Annotated in this window: 15 protein-coding genes, 1 pseudogene and 1 riboswitch; of the genes and pseudogenes, 6 read left to right on the top strand and 10 right to left on the bottom strand. The window is 71.6% G+C overall.

Going from position 1 to position 19,899, the window contains the following annotated elements; genetic code table 11:
• Positions 1-890 precede the first annotated feature (890 nt).
• The 5 genes and pseudogenes from JIG36_RS41510 to JIG36_RS41525 form a co-directional block, all read right to left on the bottom strand.
• Positions 891-1,331 (bottom strand): NUDIX domain-containing protein, encoded by a 441-nt coding sequence (locus JIG36_RS41510; protein ID WP_203382227.1) that lies wholly within the window; start codon positions 1,329-1,331, stop codon positions 891-893.
• Between the two features lie 17 nt (positions 1,332-1,348).
• Positions 1,349-1,690: a hypothetical protein gene (locus JIG36_RS41515; protein ID WP_203382229.1), complete on the bottom strand. Its 342-nt coding sequence runs from the start codon at positions 1,688-1,690 to the stop codon at positions 1,349-1,351.
• Positions 1,669-1,821: pseudogene (locus tag JIG36_RS54890) on the bottom strand (S1 family peptidase); the annotation flags it as partial. The gene JIG36_RS41515 and the pseudogene JIG36_RS54890, both read right to left, overlap by 22 nt.
• Positions 1,822-1,998: 177 nt before the next feature.
• Positions 1,999-2,577, bottom strand: coding sequence for an HdeD family acid-resistance protein (locus JIG36_RS41520; protein ID WP_203382231.1), 579 nt, complete (start codon positions 2,575-2,577; stop codon positions 1,999-2,001).
• Positions 2,578-2,702: 125 nt separating this feature from the next.
• The gene (locus JIG36_RS41525) at positions 2,703-3,854 is read right to left on the bottom strand and encodes an aminotransferase class V-fold PLP-dependent enzyme (RefSeq protein ID WP_203382233.1); all 1,152 of its coding nucleotides are present in this window, start codon (positions 3,852-3,854) and stop codon (positions 2,703-2,705) included.
• Positions 3,855-3,863: 9 nt separating this feature from the next.
• Positions 3,864-3,980, bottom strand: a riboswitch (SAM riboswitch).
• A 33-nt stretch (positions 3,981-4,013) separates the two neighbouring features.
• Here JIG36_RS41525 and JIG36_RS41530 point away from each other — a divergent pair.
• Genes JIG36_RS41530 through JIG36_RS41540 form a run of 3 tightly spaced genes read left to right on the top strand, consistent with a single transcriptional unit; the run spans position 4,014 to position 6,389 of the window.
• A complete protein-coding gene (locus tag JIG36_RS41530) occupies positions 4,014-5,483 on the top strand; it encodes an McrB family protein (RefSeq protein WP_203382236.1) in 1,470 nt (489 codons plus the stop codon).
• Between the two features lies 1 nt (position 5,484).
• Entirely contained in the window at positions 5,485-5,892 is a 408-nt protein-coding gene (locus JIG36_RS41535; protein WP_203382238.1) for a hypothetical protein, read from the top strand.
• A gap of 8 nt (positions 5,893-5,900) precedes the next feature.
• Positions 5,901-6,389 (top strand): 5-methylcytosine restriction system specificity protein McrC, encoded by a 489-nt coding sequence (locus JIG36_RS41540; protein WP_203382240.1) that lies wholly within the window; start codon positions 5,901-5,903, stop codon positions 6,387-6,389.
• Here the strand turns inward: JIG36_RS41540 and JIG36_RS41545 are convergent.
• Positions 6,350-7,201 (bottom strand): NAD-dependent epimerase/dehydratase family protein, encoded by an 852-nt coding sequence (locus JIG36_RS41545; protein ID WP_203382242.1) that lies wholly within the window; start codon positions 7,199-7,201, stop codon positions 6,350-6,352. The two genes, JIG36_RS41540 and JIG36_RS41545, sit on opposite strands and share 40 nt — an antisense overlap.
• A 10-nt stretch (positions 7,202-7,211) precedes the next feature.
• Positions 7,212-7,676, bottom strand: coding sequence for a MarR family winged helix-turn-helix transcriptional regulator (locus JIG36_RS41550; protein WP_307873127.1), 465 nt, complete (start codon positions 7,674-7,676; stop codon positions 7,212-7,214).
• Positions 7,677-7,751: 75 nt separating this feature from the next.
• Here JIG36_RS41550 and JIG36_RS41555 point away from each other — a divergent pair, with 75 nt between their 5' ends.
• From JIG36_RS41555 to JIG36_RS41565, 3 genes are read left to right on the top strand one after another with little or no spacing between them, the layout of a single operon-like run.
• On the top strand, positions 7,752-8,783 hold the full coding sequence (locus JIG36_RS41555) for an LLM class flavin-dependent oxidoreductase (protein ID WP_203382246.1): 1,032 nt from the start codon (positions 7,752-7,754) through the stop codon (positions 8,781-8,783).
• 3 nt (positions 8,784-8,786) lie between these two features.
• Positions 8,787-9,473, top strand: a complete 687-nt coding sequence (locus JIG36_RS41560; protein WP_203382248.1) for an NADPH-dependent F420 reductase — start codon at positions 8,787-8,789, stop codon at positions 9,471-9,473.
• Positions 9,474-9,510: 37 nt separating this feature from the next.
• On the top strand, positions 9,511-11,457 hold the full coding sequence (locus JIG36_RS41565; protein WP_307873128.1) for a potassium transporter Kup: 1,947 nt from the start codon (positions 9,511-9,513) through the stop codon (positions 11,455-11,457).
• Between the two features lie 177 nt (positions 11,458-11,634).
• Here JIG36_RS41565 and JIG36_RS41570 read toward each other — a convergent pair whose 3' ends face one another.
• From JIG36_RS41570 to JIG36_RS41580, 3 genes are all read right to left on the bottom strand, one after another.
• Positions 11,635-12,522, bottom strand: a complete 888-nt coding sequence (locus JIG36_RS41570; protein ID WP_203382250.1) for a CYTH domain-containing protein — start codon at positions 12,520-12,522, stop codon at positions 11,635-11,637.
• A 249-nt stretch (positions 12,523-12,771) separates the two neighbouring features.
• On the bottom strand, positions 12,772-14,841 hold the full coding sequence (locus JIG36_RS41575) for an SWIM zinc finger family protein (RefSeq protein WP_236049269.1): 2,070 nt from the start codon (positions 14,839-14,841) through the stop codon (positions 12,772-12,774).
• Positions 14,838-19,844 (bottom strand): DUF5682 family protein, encoded by a 5,007-nt coding sequence (locus tag JIG36_RS41580; RefSeq protein WP_369076888.1) that lies wholly within the window; start codon positions 19,842-19,844, stop codon positions 14,838-14,840. Before JIG36_RS41580 ends, JIG36_RS41575 begins: the two co-directional genes overlap by 4 nt.
• Positions 19,845-19,899: the final 55 nt, after the last annotated feature.

Genomic DNA, 19,899 nt, shown 5'->3' on the forward strand with positions numbered 1-19,899 from the left:
AGGATCCCCCGCCGCTCCCTAGCACAGTCCGCCGGGCGGCCCGACTCTATCCACAGTGCCGCGCTATCCACAGGCGGCCCGCTCCACCCCCGCGAAGATCAGCAAACCCCACTAAAATGGGGCTGGGTGGGGGACCCCCGGTAGGGTGGGCCCCTGTTTTGATCACGACCATCACCTAGCGGGCAGGGCCCTGTTCTGGCCACGACCACGGCCGCCGCGTGGGGCGCAAAAGCATCGCGGTGTGGAGTAGGAACGCGGCCTCGGAACGGCTCGGGGTCTCCAGAAACGGCGCGTGGCGGGCCGGAGACGGAACGGGCGGGCGAGCGGGCGAGCGGGCGAGCGGGCGAGCGGGCGAGCGGGCGAGCGGGCGAGCGGGCGAGCGGGCGAGCGGGCGAGCGGGCGAGCGGGCGAGCGGGCGAGCGGGCGAGGGCACATGAACTGCCCGGACGATACCCGTCAACCTGAAAACGCACCTCGATGCGGTTGTCGACCACGGTCTAGAAATGGGCGGGGTGCACGTGATTCAGGGATCGTCACGCACGCCGTTCAGGGATCGTCACGGCGGTGTCTCGCCGTCAGGGCGGCCAACTCCACGCGGCCGCCGAGCGTCGAGCCAGCCCGTTCCATACCCGGGCCTGTGTCGGGTCGTGGCCGTGAGCAGGCGGGAACCACGGCTCCCCGGCGAACCGCTGCCGCCGCTGATCACGACCAAAGCTTGGCATTCGATTTGAGCGTCACCACGCACGCACGTCGCCGTGGGGGGTTTCGCGTTTTGGACGCGTCAGCGGCCAGCGAAAGCCGCCGCGGCCCCCGCGGGAGCGACGGTCTGTCACCCACCACCCAGCCGGGACATCATGAATTTGATTTTGACAGAAGAGGGGGAAGCGGCCTTACAACAGGTCCGTCAGCTTCGGGCGGATGCTGGGCGGGAACAGGTTCAGCGAATCGAACTCTTCGGGACCGGCCCACAAGAGCTCAAAACTGTTGGTAGGACTGTGTTCCAGAGCCTCCGGCCCGGAAAGCACAGGCGTCCCCACCACATCGGCCATCAGGAAATAGACGGCTCGGCGCCGGCGGTGGCGGCCCGACCAGAGTTCGCGGTCGATGGTTGCCGTCAGTGTTGTCTCCTCGGTCAGCTCGCGCACGGCGGCCTCGGCGAACGTCTCGCCGGGTTCCACGCAGCCGCCGGGGAGCACGGCGTAGTGGTGGCCGGGGCAGTCCGAGGCGCCGCGGGGGCACATGGCGCAGGGGTGGGGCTGCTTCAGGTAACGCTTGATCAGCAGCACCCGCCCCTGGGCGAGGACGACGGCGACGGCTCGGGGCTGGGTCATAGCCCCAGGATGCCCGGTTACGGGTTGGAATACCCGAGGGAGCAGCTGCCGGAGCCGCCGTAGGCGTGGACCCGCCAGCGGTAGTAGTCGGCCGTGCCGTTGTAGGTGGCGGTCTCGTCGGCGGCCGAAGTGGCGCCCTGGGCGACGACGGCCCACGACGTGCCGTTCCACTTCTGCAGGTAGATGTCGAAGTCGGTGCCGCCGGGGCAGGCGCGGTGGGTGCCGGAGACGGTCGACTGGTAGTAGCTGCCGTTCGGCTGATAGACGTTGCCGCCATGGGCGTGGCGCCGGCGGCGGTCACGGTCCGGGCCGACGCGGCGTCGGTGACGGCGACGACCAGCGAGCCGCCGGTCACCCACGCGCCTCCGAAGGCCTTGCCGAGCTTCTTGCGCAGAGCGAGTTCCGTACGGCTGGCGCGGTCGTCATTGGCGATGCGGGCGCGGGCGGCGTCCGCGTTGAGGCCGAGGTCGCGCTGCATGGCGGCAAGCATCTCGGGGGCGGCCGCCTCACCCCGGTCAGTGTCAGCAGAAGCGGGGGGTGGCAACGGCAATGGCGAAAATGCCGGCGGGCAGCAGGACCGCTGCTGCCGCCGCGCCGGCCAGGGTTGGAAACGTAGCGCCAAAGCGTCGACGCAGGTAGATAGCCTCTAGCTCATATCGACAATCTTCTAAACAAGGTGGCCCGGGCGGTGGCGCAGCACGAGGACCAGCTGGATCACGCCCATCACGAGCAGCCAGATGCCGGTGAGCCAGACGATGGTGGCCAGCGACGGGCCGGGCCAGAACAGCACGACGAGCCCGCCCAGAATGGTGACGGCCCCGAGCAGGCCGACCACCAGACGGCCGGTCGCGTCGTAGCCGCCGGCGAACGCGTTGACCACGCCGGTGATGCCGCCGATCAGCCACGAGATGCCGATCAGGGTGGCGATCACGATCAGCGAGACCACGACATTACGCAGGCAGATCACGCCCGCGACGACGAACAGGACGCCGACCACGGCGGTCAGCGCGCGGGCGGCGCCGTCCTCACGGTCCGAGGTGAGCGCCTGCATGATGTTGATGACACCGTGGACGAGCAGCCAGACGCCGAAGATCGCGGCCCCGACGAACAGGGTCTCGCCGGGCCAGACCAGGGCCAGCACGCCGAGGACGATCGAGGTGAGAGCGCCGGCGATGCCGAGCCACCAGAACGCGCGGGTGGCGGAACGGAACAGCTGAGCCGGAGTCGGTGGGGAAACAGTGGACACGGAAGCCTCCCGGAACGGTGAGCACGAGCTGACCGGGCCGGCCGATGCGGCGTCGCGGACACCGCAGGGGTCGCCGTCAGGACGAATCTATGCCCGTCACGGCGTTCGGGGATAGCCGTGAGTGTTCAGACGCACACGCCCAGCTCGTCCAGCGCGCGGAGGAGGTAGTCGATGTCGTCGTGCGTGCTGCCGAGCCCGAAGCTCACGCGCAGCAGCCCGCCGCCGTCGCAGCTCCCGCCACCGCCGAGTTTGCGCACCAGCGGGTGGGCACAGAACATTCCCGCCCGTACGCCGATAGCGTGCTCGCGGCCGAGCCGGTCCGCGACACCGGCCGGGTCGGGCACGGCGTACGAGACGATGCCGACCCGTTCCCGCCGTCCACCGAAGAGCGTGACCCCGGCCGGGAGCGCGGCCAGCAGGCTCTGCTCGTGCTCGTCGAGGGCGGCCCGGTCGGCGTGCAGCAAGGCCTCACAGACGGCGGCCAGGGCGACCGCGCCGACCAGGTTCGGGGTGCCGCCCTCGTGGCGGGCCGGGCCGGTGGCCCACGTGACGTCGCCCGGGGCGTCGCCGACGGCCAGGCTGGCGCCGCCGCCCCGCAGGTAGGGCTCGGCCGCGTCGAGCCAGTCGGAACGGCCGGCCAGCACGCCGGCGCCGAACGGGGCGTACAGCTTGTGGCCCGAGAACGCGACGTAGTCGGCGCCGAGTTCGCCCCGGTCGATCGGCGCGTGCGGCGCGAGCTGGGCCGCGTCGACCACGACCCGGGCCCCGTACGCGTGGGCCACGTCGGCCAGCTCACGGACGGGCCAGATCTCGCCGGTCACGTTGCTCGCGCCGGTCACGGCGAGCAGGGCCGGGCCCCGTACGCGGGAAAGCGCCTCTCGCACCGCCCCGACGGGATCGGCCGAGGCCGCCAGCCGCACGGGCGACGGCCAGGGCAGCAGGTTGGCGTGGTGCTCACCGTCGAAGACGACCGTCGTGGTGCCGGCGGGCAGCGCCCGGGCGAGCAGGTTGAGCGCGTCGGTCGTGTTGCGCGTGAAGATCACGCTGTCGCCCTCGCGGGCCCCCACGAACTCGGCCACGACGTCACGAGCCCGCTCGTACGCGAGAGTGGACCGCTGCGACCTCAGCCCCGCGCCGCGGTGGACGCTGCCGTAAAACGGAAGCAGATCCCGTACGGCGTCGGCCGCGACCCGCACACACGGCGCCGAGGCCGCGTAGTCGAGGTGGGTGAAATCCAGCTCAGCGCCGACGATGTCGAGGTGATCGGACACGGGCATGCCTCCGGTGGCTCGCGCTTGCCCACGCCCGGCCGGGCGCAGACCTGGTCCTCACCCGGGGCACCCCATCGCGAACGCAAGGGTTGCCGGCCAGCAAGCCGGGGCTTTCCGCTGGCACTCATGACCTGCCGACGAGGCTAGCACCACTAACCTCGGGGCATGCCTGAAAAGTCGACGGCCGAAGTCCTCGAAGAGGTCCGCGAGGACTTCGGCGACCGGTTCGTGCCGGCCCGCCAGGAGGCCGAGGACGCGGTCCGCGCGGTTCTCGACACCCGCCTGAGTGAACTGGACGCGAGCACCATCGTCGAACTGGGGCGCCTGATCAACCGGCACACCAAGGTCGGCCGCGACCGCTACGACCGCTTCAGCCCGGGCTTCACCGGCGCGATCATGGAAAAGCTGGGCAGCGACCCGGCCACGTTCAACCGGATGGTGACCCGGCTCTGGCGCGAGCCGATCGAGTCGGCGCTGGCGACGCTCGGGGAGATCTACGCGAACCGCGCGGTGTTCCCGCACGCCGGTTCCTCGCTGCCCAGCTTCCTGCTCTACCTGCGCGACCCCGACCGCTTCGGGATCTGCGTCAACGCCACCATGAACGGTCTGGCCGGCCAGACCGGGAACGGCTATCAGGCCCGCAGCCTCGACGGTTACCGGCGCTTCTGTGACGACCTGCGGGGTTGGCGTACGAAATACGGGGTCGCGCCGCAGGAGGCGGATGCGGTCCTGACCCGGCTCATGCGCTACGGGCGGCGGCCACAACCGGACGAGCCGGCCGAGGTGAAGCCGGGAAGGATCAGCGCCGAGGAGGTCGCGGCGCTGTGCCATCTCGAGGTCGAGCAGGTCGACCAGTGGGCGGCCGCGCTGCGCACCGGCATGCGGCAGGCGGTTTTCCACGGCCCGCCCGGCACCGGCAAGACCCACGTGGCGCGGCTGCTGGCACAACACCTCGCCAGCTCGCCCAGTCACATCGAGGTCACGCAGTTCCACCCCGCCTACTCCTACGAGGACTTCGTCGAAGGCCTGCGCCCCGAGACCAGCGGCGACTCGCTGCGCTACGTGGTGCGCAAGGGGGTCTTCTCGAACCTCTGCGCCCGCGCCGCCGCCGCCCCGGACGAGGACTTCGTGATGATCATCGACGAGATGAACCGGGCCGATCTCGCGGCCGTGTTCGGTGAACTGCTCTACCTGTTGGAATACCGCGGGGCGGCCGAGGTGACGCTCCCGTACTCGCAGGATCGGTTCTCGGTGCCGCCCAACATCTTCGTGCTGGGCACGATGAACACCGCCGACCGCAGCCTGGCCCTGCTCGATTTCGCGCTGCGGCGGCGGTTCAACGCGTTCCCGCTGCTGCCCGACGACGGCGTGCTCGAACGCTGGGCCGAGGGCAGGGCGGCCGACACCGGACTGGTGCTGGGAGTGTTCCGGCTGATCCGCGACCGGGTCGGGGCCGACGCGCCGGTGAGCCCGGGCCATTCGTACTGGATGGCCGAAGGGTTGGACGCGGCCGGGGCCGAGCGGGTGTGGGACTACCAGCTGCGGCCGTACCTGGCCGAGTTCTGGTTCGAGCGGCCGGCCGATCTGCGCAAGCTCGACGAGGACGTCCGCACCCTGATCGCGGACTTCACCTGACGTGATCCGGCTGGTCGAGTACCGCAACGCGGTTGTCGCGCTGGACGACGACGAGGCGGCCGAACTGGCCGGTCTCACCCGTGGCTCGGGCGCGAAGGACGGTCGGCCCCGGGTGATCGAGCGCGTCGCGCCGGCGGGCGCCGGGACGTACGAGGTGCAGGCCGGTCCGTACGTGGGCCGGTTCCAGCTGCGGGGCGGGCGCGGAGTGGACATCGCGAGCCGGTTCCCGTTCGCGGATCTGTCGGTGCTGCTCGGTCTGGGCCGGCGCGCGACACTGCTGGACGAAGCCGCCACCGGCGCCGCCGGCGGGAGCGGGCTGATGGACATCGTGGCGCTGGCCTTCGTCCGCGAGGCCGAGCGCATCGCCGGGCAGGGGCCGCCCCGGTCTTCCAGCGCCTTCCCGAACTGACCGGGCCGGTGCCGGCGCCGCCGGACAGGCGCTACCGCGAGATCGTGCCGCTGGCCCGGCTGGTTCTCGACGGCCGGACCGCCCTGCCGACCGCGAGCGTGAATGCCGGGGCCAGCGTGCTGTTCGCCATGACCCGGATCTGGGAGGAGTACGTCGGCGACCGGCTGCGGGAGTGCTTCCCCGACTGCGCGGTCTCGGCCCAGCACCCCATCGAGCTGACCGACAGCGGGAAGCCGCGCACCGCCAAGGCCGACTTCGTCATCCACCAGGCGGGCGCGCCGATCGCCGTGTTCGACGCGAAATATCGGCCGTGGCCCGGCGAGGGACCCGGCACGGACGAGATCTACCAGCTCTACACGTACGCCCGCCGCCTCGGCATCATCCGCGCCGGACTGATGTATCCGTCGCCCGTCGAACGGCACGCGTCGCTCACCATCGACGGGGTGGCGATCGAGAGCTACGGCGTTCCGGTGCGCCAGGTGAACTCGGGCTCGTAGCCGAGCAGGCGGCGGGCCTTGTCGATCGAGAGCAGCGTCTCGTGCTCGGCCAGCTCCTTCTTCACGGGCAGGTCGGGGAAGACCTCGGCCGCCAGCGAGGCGCTGGACCGGCTCATCACGGTGTCGGCGTTGGCGATCACAAAGACCTCCAGACCCGGTTTCCCGTACGCGAGAGCGCGCCGGACGGCCTGGGCGCCGTCGCGGGCGTCGATGTAACCCCACGCGTTCCAGCTGCGCGCGTGGGGATCGGCGTCGTAACCGGGGAAGGCCGCGTAGTCGGCCGGTTCCATGACGTTGGAGAAGCGCAGGCCGATCATCGTCAGGGTCGGGTCCCAGCGGCAGAACTGCTCGGCCATCTGCTCCTCGAGGTGCTTGGCGAGCGAGTACGAGGAGTTGGGGCGGGCCGGATATTCCTCGTCGGCCGGCAGGTACGGCGGTGGCGTGGTCTCGAACGGCAGGCCGAGCACGGTCTCGCTCGACGCCCACACGATGGTCTTGATGCCGGCCGTGCGGGCGGCGGCGAAGACGTTGTACGTCACCGTGATGTTGTTGTGGAACGTGGCCGCGTTGGGCAGCAGGCCGGGCGCAGGGATGGCCGCCAGGTGCACCACCGCGTCGATCTTGTCGTAGCGGTCGTCGACCGCTGTCAGGGCCGACACCACCTGGCCGAAGTCGGACAGGTCGACGTTGATGGTGGGCGCCGCCGACGGCGCCCGGTCGAGGTTCACCACCTCGTTGCCGTGGTCGAGCAGGTGCTGGACGACGGCGCGGCCGAGTTTGCCGCTGCCTCCGGTAACCGCGATGCGAGCCATGAACCTAGTTCTACTCCCGTGCCAGATGAGCGCGCAGGGCGGCCGCGATCTCCCCGGCCGCCTCGAGCTGGGCCGGGGTGAGCGCGTCGACGAAGATCTCGCGGATGTCGCGCAGGTGGGGCCGGGTCGCACCCTGGAACGCGGCCAGGCCGTCCGGGGCCAGCACGACCTCGGCGCCCCGGTTGTCGGTGGCGCACTCCTCGCGCCGGATCAGGCCGCGCTTCTCCATGCGGCCGAGGTGGTGGGACACCCGGCTGCGCTCCCATCCGATGGTGGCCGCGAGCTCGGACGACCGGAGTCGCTGCCCGGGAGCCTCGCTCAGCGCCAGCAGCACCGCGTAGTCACCCGTGGACAAGCCCGAGGCCTCGTGCAGCCGGGCTGCCATCTCGGTGCGTACGGCCTCGCCGGTTTCGAGATAGTCGCGCCAGATGCCGAGTTCCGCCTGGGTGGGGAACCGCCGCGTGCCGGTGCTCACATCGCCACCTCCTGTGATTGACGTGTCAATAGTAGTGGGCATAATTGACACGTCAATCAGCTTGAGGGGGTCATGATGACGGAGTTCACCTTCGGCCTCGACACGTTCGGCGACGTGCCGGAGGACGACAAAGGCAACCTGCTTTCGTACGGTGCGGCGCTGCGTCAAGTGGTCGACGAGGCGGTTCTGGCCGATGAGCTGGGCGTCGACGTGATCGCGCTGGGCGAGCACCACCGCCCGGAATACGCCATCTCCAGCCCCGAGACCGTGCTCGCCGCCATCGCGGCCAGGACCGAGCGCCTGCGGCTCGCCTCCGGCGTCACGGTGCTGAGTTCCGACGACCCCGTACGCGTGTTCCAGCGCTTCGCCACCGTCGACGGTCTGAGCGACGGCCGGGCCGAGGTCATCCTGGGCCGGGGCTCGTTCACCGAGTCGTTCCCGCTGTTCGGTTATGACCTGGCCGACTACGACAAGCTGTTCGAGGAGAAGATCGAGCTGTTCGTGAAGCTCCTCGACGAGAAGCCGGTGACCTGGAGCGGCACCACCCGCGCGCCGCTGGAGAACGCCGACGTCTTCCCCAAGACCGACTCCGGGCGCCTGACGACCTGGGTCGGTGTGGGCGGCTCCCCGCAGTCGGTGGTCCGTACGGCGCGGTACGGTCTGCCCCTGATGCTCGCGATCATCGGTGGGGCGCCCGACCGCTTCGCCCCGTACGTCGATCTCTATCGCCGTGCCGCCGACCAGCTCGGCACCGTGGCCCACCCGGTCGGGATGCACTCGCCGGGCTTCGTCGCGGACACCGACGAGGAGGCCAAGGAGTTGTTCTACCCGCGCTACAAGGTCATGCGTGACCGCATCGGCGCCCTGCGGGGCTGGCCGCCGCTGCGCAAGCAGGAGTTCGACCACGAGGTCGAGCAGGGCTCGCTCTACATCGGCTCGCCCGAGACCGTGGCCCGCAAGATGGCCCGCGCGATCAAGGCGCTCGGCGTCGGCCGGTTCGACATGATCTACAGCGCCGGGTCGACCCCGGCCAGTGCCCGCCTGCGCGCCGTCGAACTGTTCGGCTCCAAGGTGCTGCCGATGACCCGCGACCTGCTGGCCGGCTGAGCGATGACCACGATCGGCATTCTCGGCGCGGGCAAGGTCGGCACGGTCCTGGCCCGGCTCGCGGTGGCGGCCGGGCACAAGGTGCTGATCTCCGGCTCCGGCGACCCCTCGAAGATCGGTCTGATCATCAGCGTCCTGGTGCCCGGGGCCGAGGCGACCACCTCGGCCGACGCGGCCGCGCGGGCCGACATCGTGGTGCTCGCGCTACCGCTGGGCAAATACCGGTCGCTGCCGGTCGAGCAGTTGCGGGGCAAGCTGGTCATCGACGCCATGAACTACTGGTGGGAGGTCGACGGCATCCGCGACGACCTCACCGACCCGCGCACCTCCTCCAGCGAGATCGTCCAGGCTTTCCTGCCGGAGTCGCGGGTGGTGAAGGCGTTCAACCACATGGGCTATCACGACATCGAGGAGGGCGCGCGTCCGGCGGGTGCGCCCGGCCGCAAGGCGATCGCCGTCGCCGGTGACGAGCAGGCCGACGTGGCGGCGGTCGCGGCCCTCGTCGACGACCTGGGTTTTGATCCGTTGCCGATCGGTGCGCTGGCTGAGGGCGTACGGCTGGAACCTGGTTCTGAGGCTTTTGGCGCCAACCTGCCCGCGGACGAACTGAGCGCTGTTCTCGACCGTTTCCCCACTTCCGAGCGTGGGCGTGTGGTAGCGGAGGCACGTGGCGGCGGACACGCCCGATAGGACCCCCGATCGTGCTGATCGGGCGCAGAATGGGCCCGTGACCGAGTCAGAGGCGCCGCCTCAGCTGGCGACCCCGCACGAGCACCACGACCACTCGAAGCTGAAGGCGGCGGTGGTGATCGGCGCGCTCGGTGTCGTCTTCGGCGACATCGGCACCAGCCCGATCTACACCCTCCAGACGATCTTCAACCCGGCCGACCCGCACCCGGTGCCGATCAGCGACGGCAACATCCTCGGCGTGGTGTCGACGATCTTCTGGTCCGTCATGATCATCGTGACGCTCACCTACATCTCGCTGGTGATGCGGGTGAACAACGACGGCGAGGGCGGCATCATGGCCCTCATCACGCTGCTGCGGCGCTGGGGCTCGTCCCACGCGCGGCGCGGTGCGGTGTTCCTGGCCGCGCTCGGCATCTTCGGCGCCTCACTGTTCTTCGGCGACAGCATGATCACCCCGGCCATCTCGGTGCTCTCCGCGATCGAGGGGCTGGAGACCGTACGCCCCGGCTTCGAGAGCTGGGTGGTCCCGATCACCGCCGTGATCATCGTGATCCTGTTCGCCTTCCAGCGGCACGGCACCGCGGCGGTCGGCCGCCTCTTCGGTCCCATCATGATCGCCTGGTTCACCGTGATCGGCGCGGCCGGCGTGTGGGGCGTCATCGACCAGCCCCGCATCCTCGAGGCGCTGTCCCCCACGTACGCGATCGGGTTCGTCGCCGGAAACTTCCACATCGCGTTCTTCGCGCTGGCCGCGGTGGTGCTGGCCGTCACCGGCGCCGAGGCCCTGTACGCCGACATGGGCCACTTCGGCCGCAAGGCGATCGTGGTCGGGTGGCTGGGATTGGTGCTGCCCGCGTGCACGCTGAGCTACCTCGGTCAGGGCGCCCTGCTGCTCGGCGACAAGAGCAAGCTGACCAGCCCGTTCTTCCTGCTGGTGCCCGACGCGGCCCGGCTGCCCCTGGTGATCCTGGCGACCGCGGCCACCGTGATCGCGGCGCAGGCGGTCATCACCGGCGCCTACTCGGTGGCGTCGCAGGCCGGCCAGCTCGGCTACCTTCCACGGCTGCGCATCGCGCACACCTCGGAATCGACGGTCGGCCAGATCTACGTACCGTGGATCAATTGGCTCTTGATGATCGCGGTGCTGGTGCTGGTGTTCGCGTTCCGCAGCTCGGCCGCGCTGGCTTACGCGTACGGCATGGCCGTGGTCGGCACGATCACCATCACCACGCTGCTCTTCCTCTACTTCGCCCGGGTCCGCTGGCACGCCCCGAAGTGGCTGGTGATCATCGGCGGCGGCCTGCTGCTCGCCACCGACCTGCTGTTCGTCAGCGCCAACCTCACCAAGCTCGTGCACGGCGCGTGGCTGCCGCTGCTGATCGGCCTGATCGCGTTCACCGTGATGACCACGTGGCAGCGCGGCCGCCAGATCGTGACCGCGGAACGCGACAAGGCCGAGGGGTCCCTGCAGGAGTTCGTCGACCACATGCAGAACCGCACGCCGGCGCTGACCCGGGTGCCCGGCACGGCGATCTTCCTGAACCGCGGCAAGCAGACCGCCCCGCTGGCGCTGCGCGCGAACGTCGAGCACAACCACGTGCGCCACGACCACGTCATCATCCTGTCGATCGAGACGTTGCCGGTGCCGCGCCTCGCCGACGACCAGCGGGTGGTGGTCGACGACCTCGGCTGCGCGGGCGACGGCATGACCCATGTGAGCGCGCGCTACGGCTACATGGAGACCCCCGACGTTCCGGCCCTGCTGCGCATGCTGAAGGCCGACCAGACCGAGGGCGCGATCTCGGTCCCCGAGGCGTCCTACTTCCTATCCAAGATCGAGCTGACCCGCGGCGACTCGCACACGATGGCCCCGTGGCGCAAACGCCTGTTCATAGCCACGTCCTACATCACCGCCGACGCCGCCGAATACTTCAGCCTCCCGCGCAACCGCACAGTGATCATGGGTTCAAGAATCGAGGTGTAAGACACCGCCGGGCGGCCTCGGTCGCGGTCACTTGCCGGCCTAGCCTCTCGCTGCCCTCGTTGCCCCGCAGCCCCGCAGCCCCGCAGCCCCGCAGCCCCGCAGCCCCGCAGCCCCGCAGCCCCGCAGCCCCGCAGCCCCGCAGCCCCGCAGCCCCGCAGCCCCGCAGCCCCGCAGCGATCATGGGGTTGCGAAACGGGGCGTGAAGTGGCGCAGGGTGGCCTCGGTCTTGGTCACCTGCGGTTCGTCGTCGGGCACGATCCCGTACGCGCGGAGGGCGCTGGACGCCTGGTCGGCCACCTCGGGCGCCTTCTCGGTGGCGCACCGCGTGGAAAGCTCGGCGATCACCGAACCGTCGGGGAACGTCCACCGCTCGGCGACCAGCGGAAAGTCGAGCGCCGCGAGGGTGAGCCGGCAACGCCGCACCTCGACCGGGCCGAAGGTGAGCAGGGTGTTCAGAGGCACATTGGCGTACGCCGTGAGGAGCCGCTTCTGCCGGTTCGAAAGCAGCCGGGCCAGCGGTTTGCCCGACGCGACCGCGCGGTCTACCTCGTCGTGGCCGAGATGCCGTTTGAGCGTGCCCGAGCAGGCGTAGTTGTCCGGCAGCGCGTCGATCTCGACCGCGAACCCGTCGTCGCGGCGCAGCCATCCCGGCAGAGCCTTGGGCAGCACGGGCCGGAGCTTGACCACCGCATCGCCGCTGAGGCCCTTCTCACAGCGACCCTTACCCTGGCCCTTGCGGCCGAGTTCCTTGCCGTTCTTGTTGACGCGGCCGTCGTTGCTGCGGCCTTTGCCGCTGCGGCCCTCGTTGCTGCGGCCTTTGCTCCTGCGGCCTTGCTCGTTGCTGCGGAATGCCTTGTTGCTGCGGAGCCGGACGATCAGCCCGTGACGCTGCAGGGCGAGGTCGATGGTGTCGAGAAAATAGACTTTCCGCGCCAGACCGCTGGAGAGGTCAGCGCCGAGCGTCCGCAGATCGCCGGCCGACACAGCCACTTTCAGCTCGACCTTCGGCACCTGCCCGGTCAGGGGCGGCTGCCAGAAACAGTTGGTCATCAACGTCTCAGTCACAGCACGCTCGCGTAAGTAGGGTTCCGGCACGCCGACCCGCATTGCCCGGATCAGCCATTCGAAACGCACCCTTTCTCCCCGCCGAGGCCCCGCACAAAACCCGGACCATTCGGCTCGTTAACCTGCCGTTCACTTGACCACCCCCGCCGCTTCACTTGAACGCAGCGAAGCGGCCATACTACCGGCTGTCCCCGACAAGCCGAGTCCCCCGACAGGTGACCACCCCCACTCCGGGCGCGGGGTGGTCCGTCACGTCCAGGCGGAACGGGTCGCCTCGGCGGAGGCTGCCTGCTCATAGACGGCAGCGGCGAGCCAAGCCTGAGCCAAGTGCCGGGAATCCTGCGGGTCGAGGCGTCCGAAGACATCCCGCGTACGCCGTACGCCCGCCTCGGCCAGCGCCCCCACCACCGCCGCGGCCGTCGCCAGGTGGGCCACAGCCAGGCGCGCGGCGTCCTGCTCGGCCCCCGACAGCAGAGCCGCCCGCCCCGCAGCAGCCACACGCTCGAGCTGATGTCGCACAAGGTGCAGCGGAGGCCCCGCCCGGTCAGCGACCACCGGCCGTTCACCACCGGTCGACCCAGGAACATCTGCCCTGGTCAGCCGCTGGGCCCCCAGGTCGACATGCCCGCCGTACCGGTCCGGAAGCCACTCCGCCGCCACCGCGAGCCCCTCCACCCGGCAGGCCCCGGAAAACCGCCCGGCAACGCGAACCGAACGCCCCACGGCGTGCTCGGCCAGCAGACGGAGATTCCCCACATACGGAAGCGCCGGATCCTCATGCGGCACCCCGACAACCACGGTGATCTCCCGACCCCCGGCCGAAGCCCCCACGCCCCCATCTCCGTCATGGCCTGCACCAGCGTCAACACCACGGCCGGGCTGAGCATCGCCCTCACGACTGGATGGGGCGTCGACAACGCGGCTCGACTCGGCGTCGGCGTCGCGGGTGGGCTGGGCGTCTGGCGGCGCCGGGAGCTGGACGGCCAGGAGCAGGCCGCGGCGGTCGGCGCCGAGGATGACGCCCTCCAGGAAGGCCAGGTCGTGAGCGGCCGGGCGTTCGTGGACCGGCTGTGCGGCCGCGGTGAGCCAGCGGTCGACCTGGGCCGCCAGGCTGACGCGCCAGAGGGCGTCCAGTGGCTCGTCGAACCAGCCCGTTCCGGGAGCGGTGACAGCCTGGCGTGCGCGGCCGTGGCTGAGGCGGCCGGCCGGTGACGCGTGCGCGTTGATCGCCCGCAGGCCGGCCCGGGACAGGTCGCGGTGACTGAGCCGTACCTCGCCCAGGTCGACCGAGCCCCGGGTCGCGGTGAGGGCGACGGACGGCTCGGCCGGCTTGACGTCGGAGACCACCCACGTACGCCCCCGGGGATCGGCCAGGTAGGTGACGGCGCCCGCGTGACCGGTCGCCGCCCGTACGGGCTCGCAGAAAAGCCCGAACAACCGCAAGTCACCCACCGGCTGGTAGCCACGCCGGGCCACCCCGACCGCGCTCGCCTCGCCCCGCCCGAGGCGGTGGCAGGTGAGGAGCAGTTCCCGGAGGTCGTCGGCCAGGTCGCCCCGCTGGAAGGCCGGATCGTCCCGCCGCGCGGCCCGCAGATGCTCGACCACCCGCACCGCCGCAGCCGCCGCCGTGTGCAGCCCCGCCGCGCGAGCCGAATGAACGGCCCGCAGCAGCGCCGCCTGAGCCACCGCCCCGCCTCCGGGAACACCCCCGGCCAGCACGTCGGCCGCCACCGCCCACAGCCCGGCCGCCGCTCCGCGCTGAGCGGCACTGACCGGCACGCCCGCCGCTGCCACCGACCCGCGCTTCGCCTCAGCCGAGCCCGGTGCACCGGAACGCGCCGATCCCTCGCTGTGGCACTCGAGCGGCCGGGCTGTCTCACCGACAGTGGCCGGCTCCCCATCCGCTGCACCCGGCCCGCTTTCCGGAGTCCCCGTTGACGCGGGCGATCCGGCATCACGCCCGTCCCCGCTTCCGGCCCGGACGGGCGCCCCAGAAAGCGAAGAAGCGACCTCCGGCGGCCCACCCCCGGAATGCGAGCCGACCTCGGTCAGGATGGGCGCCGCGCTCAGGACCGCCGCCCGGTGCAGGCAGCGCGGCGCCAACAGGCAACTGCAAGTGGCGTCCCCGGCCGACACCACCGGGACCGTCAGCGTCACCGTCGTCTTGTCGTCGGGGTGCACGGTCACCGTGGTGCCGTCGGTGTGGCAGGGCCACGTACGGGCTTGGTCGACCGCGGCGTCGACCCGGCTCTTCAACCGCGCGGGCAACGCCGCCACCGCCTCGGCCGTGACCGCGGGATCCACCGGAGGCAGGCTCATCGGACCCGGTCCCCGATCCATCCGGCCAGCTCGGCCGGGCTCAGTGCGGCTACCGGCATCCCGGCCGCGACCAGCTGGCCCGCCACGCCGGTGCTGTAGCGAGGCTGCCCCCGGTCGTCGAGGCTGGCGCAGCCGAGCAGCGTGGTCCCGTCGTCGACCAGCGCCCGCGTCGCGCCCAGCAGGTCGCCCAGCGGGAACCCCTCCTCGAAGTCGCTGATCGTGATGACCATCGTGCGGGCGGGGACGACGCTCATCTGGCGGGCGTACCGCAGTGCGGCCGCGATGTGCGTACCCCCGCCGACCCGGATGCCCAGCAACAGCGACAGCGGGTCGGTCACGCGGTCGGTCAGGTCGATCACCTCGGTCGAGAACGTGACGAAGTGCGTCCGCAGCGCGGGCACCCCGGCCAGCACCGACGCCGTGAGCGCGGCCCAGATCGTGGACTGTTCCATCGAGCCCGACACGTCGACCAGCAGGATCACCTGCCAGTCGACGCTGCGCCGGCCCGGGCTGCGGAACACCGGCCGTTCCGGGAGGATCTGCGGCCGCCCGGCGGCATCGGGCCGCACGGTGTGCAGGTTACGGCGCACGGTCGCGGCCAGGTCGAGCCGTCCGGTCGGGCGTGTCGTCAGCCGCGGGGTGCCGATGCCGGTGAGCGCCGGCCGGATCCGCCGGGCCAGCTTCGCGGTGAGTTCCGAGGTGAGCTTCGCGACGAGGGGCCGCAGCTTGGCCAGCCGCGCTTCGGGCAGGCCACCGGCGAGCGAGAGCACGGTGTGCAGCAGATCGATCGACGGCCGTACGCGGTCCGGGTCGGCCGCCAGCACAGCGTCGAGCCGTCCCCGTTCGGCCGCCCGGGCCAGAACCTCGTCGCGGACATCCGCCCCGAACAGGGCCTCCACATCGGACAACCAGTCACGTACTTCCGGGTAGGCCGCCTCGCGCCCAGCACCACCCCCGACCGTGTACGCCCCCTCGCCCCGCCCCGCGCCGTAAAGCTCGTCGAGCGCGGTCGCCAGCCGCCGCTGCCGCGCAGGAAGCTGGTCACTCTCCCGCCCGAGCAGCAGCCGCCAGCGTTCCACCGGGACGATCCCGCGCTCGGGCACGGCACCGTCCCCGGTCCGCTCGGGAGGAGCCAACCCCAGCTCCCGTACGGCGTTCAGCCCGCCCCGATCCGCCGCCATCCACGACGCGACGGTGGCCGCATCGGTCGGCAGCTCAGCCGAGAACGCACCGTGCCGGTCGGTGATCGTCTCGAGCAGACGGTCACGGTCGGCCGGGCTCAACGCGTCGAACCCGCCCCGGAGCGCCGGCAACCGCCGCACGAACTCCTCATCCGGCATCTCGTCGACCACGTCGAGCAGCGGTGTCAGCGCTTCCCCACCCGATTGCAGCAACGCCCCGGCCACGCTGAGCGCGCCACGCAGACGATCGGTGGCCTCCGCCCCGGGCAGATCGGCCCAGGACCCCAGCCGTACGCCGAAAGCCCGTGGCTCCTCATGCCCCAGAAGCACGCCGACCGCAGCCGCCGCCCCGCGCATCAGAGGCGACCCGTCCCGCGCGAGCGTCTTGATCGCCCGCCCGAGCCGCAGCCGCCGCCCACCCTCATCGGCCGCCTGAACCAGGTCGAGCAGCGCCCGCGCATCCCCGACCCGCGTCGACCCGGCAAGCCCACCCACCGCCGCGACCGCCGCCGCATGCACGTCATCCCGGACCGCACCCACACCCACCAGCGCCGTCGTTCGCCCCGCACCCAACGTCGGCGGCGTCGCTCCGGCACCCACATGCGGCATCGGGCCCGGCTCGCCAGCACTCCCCGGGAACGTCGCGGGCACATCGCCGGCACCCACAGACAACGTCACGTCCCCATCACCAGCGCTGGCAGGCGGCGTCACGTCCACATCGCCGACGTTCGCGGGCAACGTCGCCTGCACCTCGCCGGCCTCCGCAGACAGCGGCACGTCCCGATCACCGGCGCTCACCGGCAACGTCGCATGCACCCCACCGACCCCCGCAGACAGCGGCACGTCCCGATCACCGGCGCTCACCGGCAACGTCACATGCACCCCACCGACCCCCGCAGACAGCGGCACGTCCCGATCACCGGCGCTCACCGGCAACGTCGCATGCACCTCGCCGGCTCTCGGAGACACGTCCGCATCGCCGGGAGTCGCGCGTGGCATCGTGGCTTCGAGGCGTCCGAGGAGGCGCAGCGCGGCCACGATCTGCTCGATTCCGGCGGCATGACAAACCGTTTCCCGTACGTCGGAAAGCCGCTCCGAAGCCAACCCCGGCAACCCGCAGAGGGCCGCTTCTTCGAGCCCGTCCAGGGCCTGCTCGACCGTGGGCCCGCCGGCCCGCAGTTCCCGGCGCCGCCGACCGCCCAGCACTCCCTCGGCCGCCTGGGCGAGTGTGACCCCGTGCAGCCCCGCGATGGCCAGGGCCGCGTCCGAGGCCGGCGTCCACTCCACCCGCCACGTGCTGGTCAGCGCCTCCCCACCCGGGACCGGCCCGGCCGTCCCCGCACTCCCGTACTGCGCACCACAAGCATTGAGCCGCCGGATCGCCAGCTCCCGAGCCCGATCGGTCGGCGACCGCAGCGGATCGAGCCGTACCCGCTGCCACTTCTCCCCCGGCCCGGCCAGCTTGAGCCGCTCGAGTTCCTTCTCGACCGCGGGCCGGAGCCCCGTGACCGGCGCCCCTTTCGGCAGCCGCCCCCGGCGCCGCCCGACCAGCACCTCTTCCGTGGCCCGGGCCACCCCACGCCCCACGCCGGCCGGCGCCCCTTGCGCCAGCACGGTCTGAAGCGCCTCGACCAGCTCTCCTCGCCCCGGCGCGGGCAGCCCCCGGAGCGACGCCAGATCCCCCGCCAGCCGCGCCACTTCAGCGGCTTCCCCCGGCCCCGCCGGTTGCCCCAGCCCGCGCAACTCCCGGGCAACCTCAACCGCGAACCGGTCCGCCGCCAGCCGAATCAGGCCCGGCACGGCCCCACAGTCGAAAACCGCCTGCTGCCACCGAGGATCCCGAATCCCCGCCGGATATCCCGACCGCGCATCAAGCAGATCAAACGTGTACGGCACCAACGAGACAACCGGTTCCCCCGCCCCACGCGGCGTGACCCCCGGAACCGCCGCAACCCCACCCGGCTCCGCCACCCCAAGCGGCGTGACCCCCGGCTCCGCCACCCCACGCGGCGTCGCCTCCGGAACCGCCGCAGTCCCACCGGGCTCCCCCTCCCCACGCGGCGCGGCCCCAGGAACCGGCGCAACCCCACCCGGCTCCCCCTCCCCACGCGAAGTGACCCCCGGAACCGCCGCAACCCCACCGGGCTCCCCCTCCCCACGCGGCGTGACCCCAGGAACCGGCGCAACCCCACCCGGCTCCCCCTCCCCACGCGAAGTGACCCCCGGAACCGCCGCAACCCCACCCGGCTCCGCCACCCCAAGCGGCGCGGCCCCCGGAACCGGCGCAATCCCACCCGGCTCCCCCGCCTCTGACGCCGGAGTCCGGCCCGAGTCAGGCCCAGCGCCGTGGGGCCGGGTCGCACCGGGAACAACCGGGGCAGGCGCAACGGGCACCGCGGGCGCAGGCGCAACGGGCGGCTGCGCTGCGGTGGGAGGCTGTAGGTGGGCTGGGAGTTCTGCTGACGGAAGCGCGGCCTCGACGTCGGTTGTGGAGCGTGCGAAGGCTTGCGGAACTGGCCCTTCCAGGAGGGCGGGCGCGTGAAAGGCACCGACGACAACCGAGACGCGGCCGGTTGTCTGGGCGATATGGCCGCGCATCCCGGATTCACGCGCCAGGTCGACGGTGTCGATGCCGTCGTGGGTGGCGTCGTGACGCAGCGCCCACCCCGCGGCGAGCGCGGCCCGTCGCACGGAATCGGGCGAACTGCCCGGCGCCGCCGCCTCGACCCAGCGGTCCCACAGATCCTCGCCCGCCCGTCCCGACAGGGTCGCGTGCACAGCGTCCCCCAGCCTCAACGCGCCGCCCGGACCCGGTGCGCCATCGGCCTGTGGATCGGCCGAGAGCTGAGGCTCCCCTTCGTGAACATGAGGCGTGGAAAGGGAATCCGTCTCCAGGCCCGAGTCGGTATCGGTTGGAGTCGCGAGTCCGAAACCCTGCGGGGCCGTTCCGTCGGCGGGCTCAGCGCCCGACCCGGCCGGCGCGGCGTGAGCAGCATGACCCGAAGCCGCCGCCCCGACGTTCGGCCGGGGTGCGGCTCCGGAAACAGACTCCGAATCGCGACCCGCACCCGAGGTAGCGGCGACAGGATCGGGAGACACGTTCTCACGCCTGGGCTCCGAGTCACGGCGGGAAGCAGACGGCGCTGCCCCGGCGGAGGCAGGCAGGGCAGCGCCTGGTGCGGTCGAGCCCGGCAGCGCGGAACCCGGCAGCGCGGAACCCGGCGCAGTAGAACCCGGCAGCGCGGAACCCGGCGCAGTGGGAACAGGCGGCGCGGAACCCGGCGCGGTGGAGCCGGACGAGGCGGAGCCGGGCAGCACGGATCCGGGCGCAGTAGAGCCGGACGAGGCGGAGCCGGGCAGCACAGATCCGGGCGCAATGGAGCCGGACGAGGCGGAGCCGGGCAGCACGGATCCGGGCGCAGTGGAGCCGGACGAGGCGGAGTCGGACAGCGCGGATCCGGACGGGACAGAACCCTGCGGCGCAAAGCCGGACGCGGTGGAACCAGACGCAGCTGAACCGGGCGGAGTGGAACTGGACGCAGCAGAACTGGGCGCGGTGGAACCAGACGCCGCCGAACCAGACGCCGCGCCGGATGCGGCGGAGCCGAAAGCGGCGGAACGAGACTGCCAAGCCGGATCGGAGAGCGGCAAATCGCAGCAGACGACAGGAACGCCGTTTCGCTCGGCCCAGCGCAACGCCGCCAGCTCGGGACTGAAATCGGCGAACGGGTAGAACGCCAGCGGCCCGTCGGGAGTCGCGGCGGCCAGTGCTACCGGTGCGACCGTGGACGGGTCGGCCAACCAGCGCAACCACGACTGCATCTCGGCCGGCAACTCGACCAGGACCGTCGCGGGAGCGAAGGCGTCGAGCAGGGCC

It is taken from the genome of Paractinoplanes ovalisporus, from assembly GCF_016834655.1.
In the GTDB taxonomy this organism is placed as follows: Bacteria; Actinomycetota; Actinomycetes; order Mycobacteriales; family Micromonosporaceae; genus Actinoplanes; species Actinoplanes ovalisporus.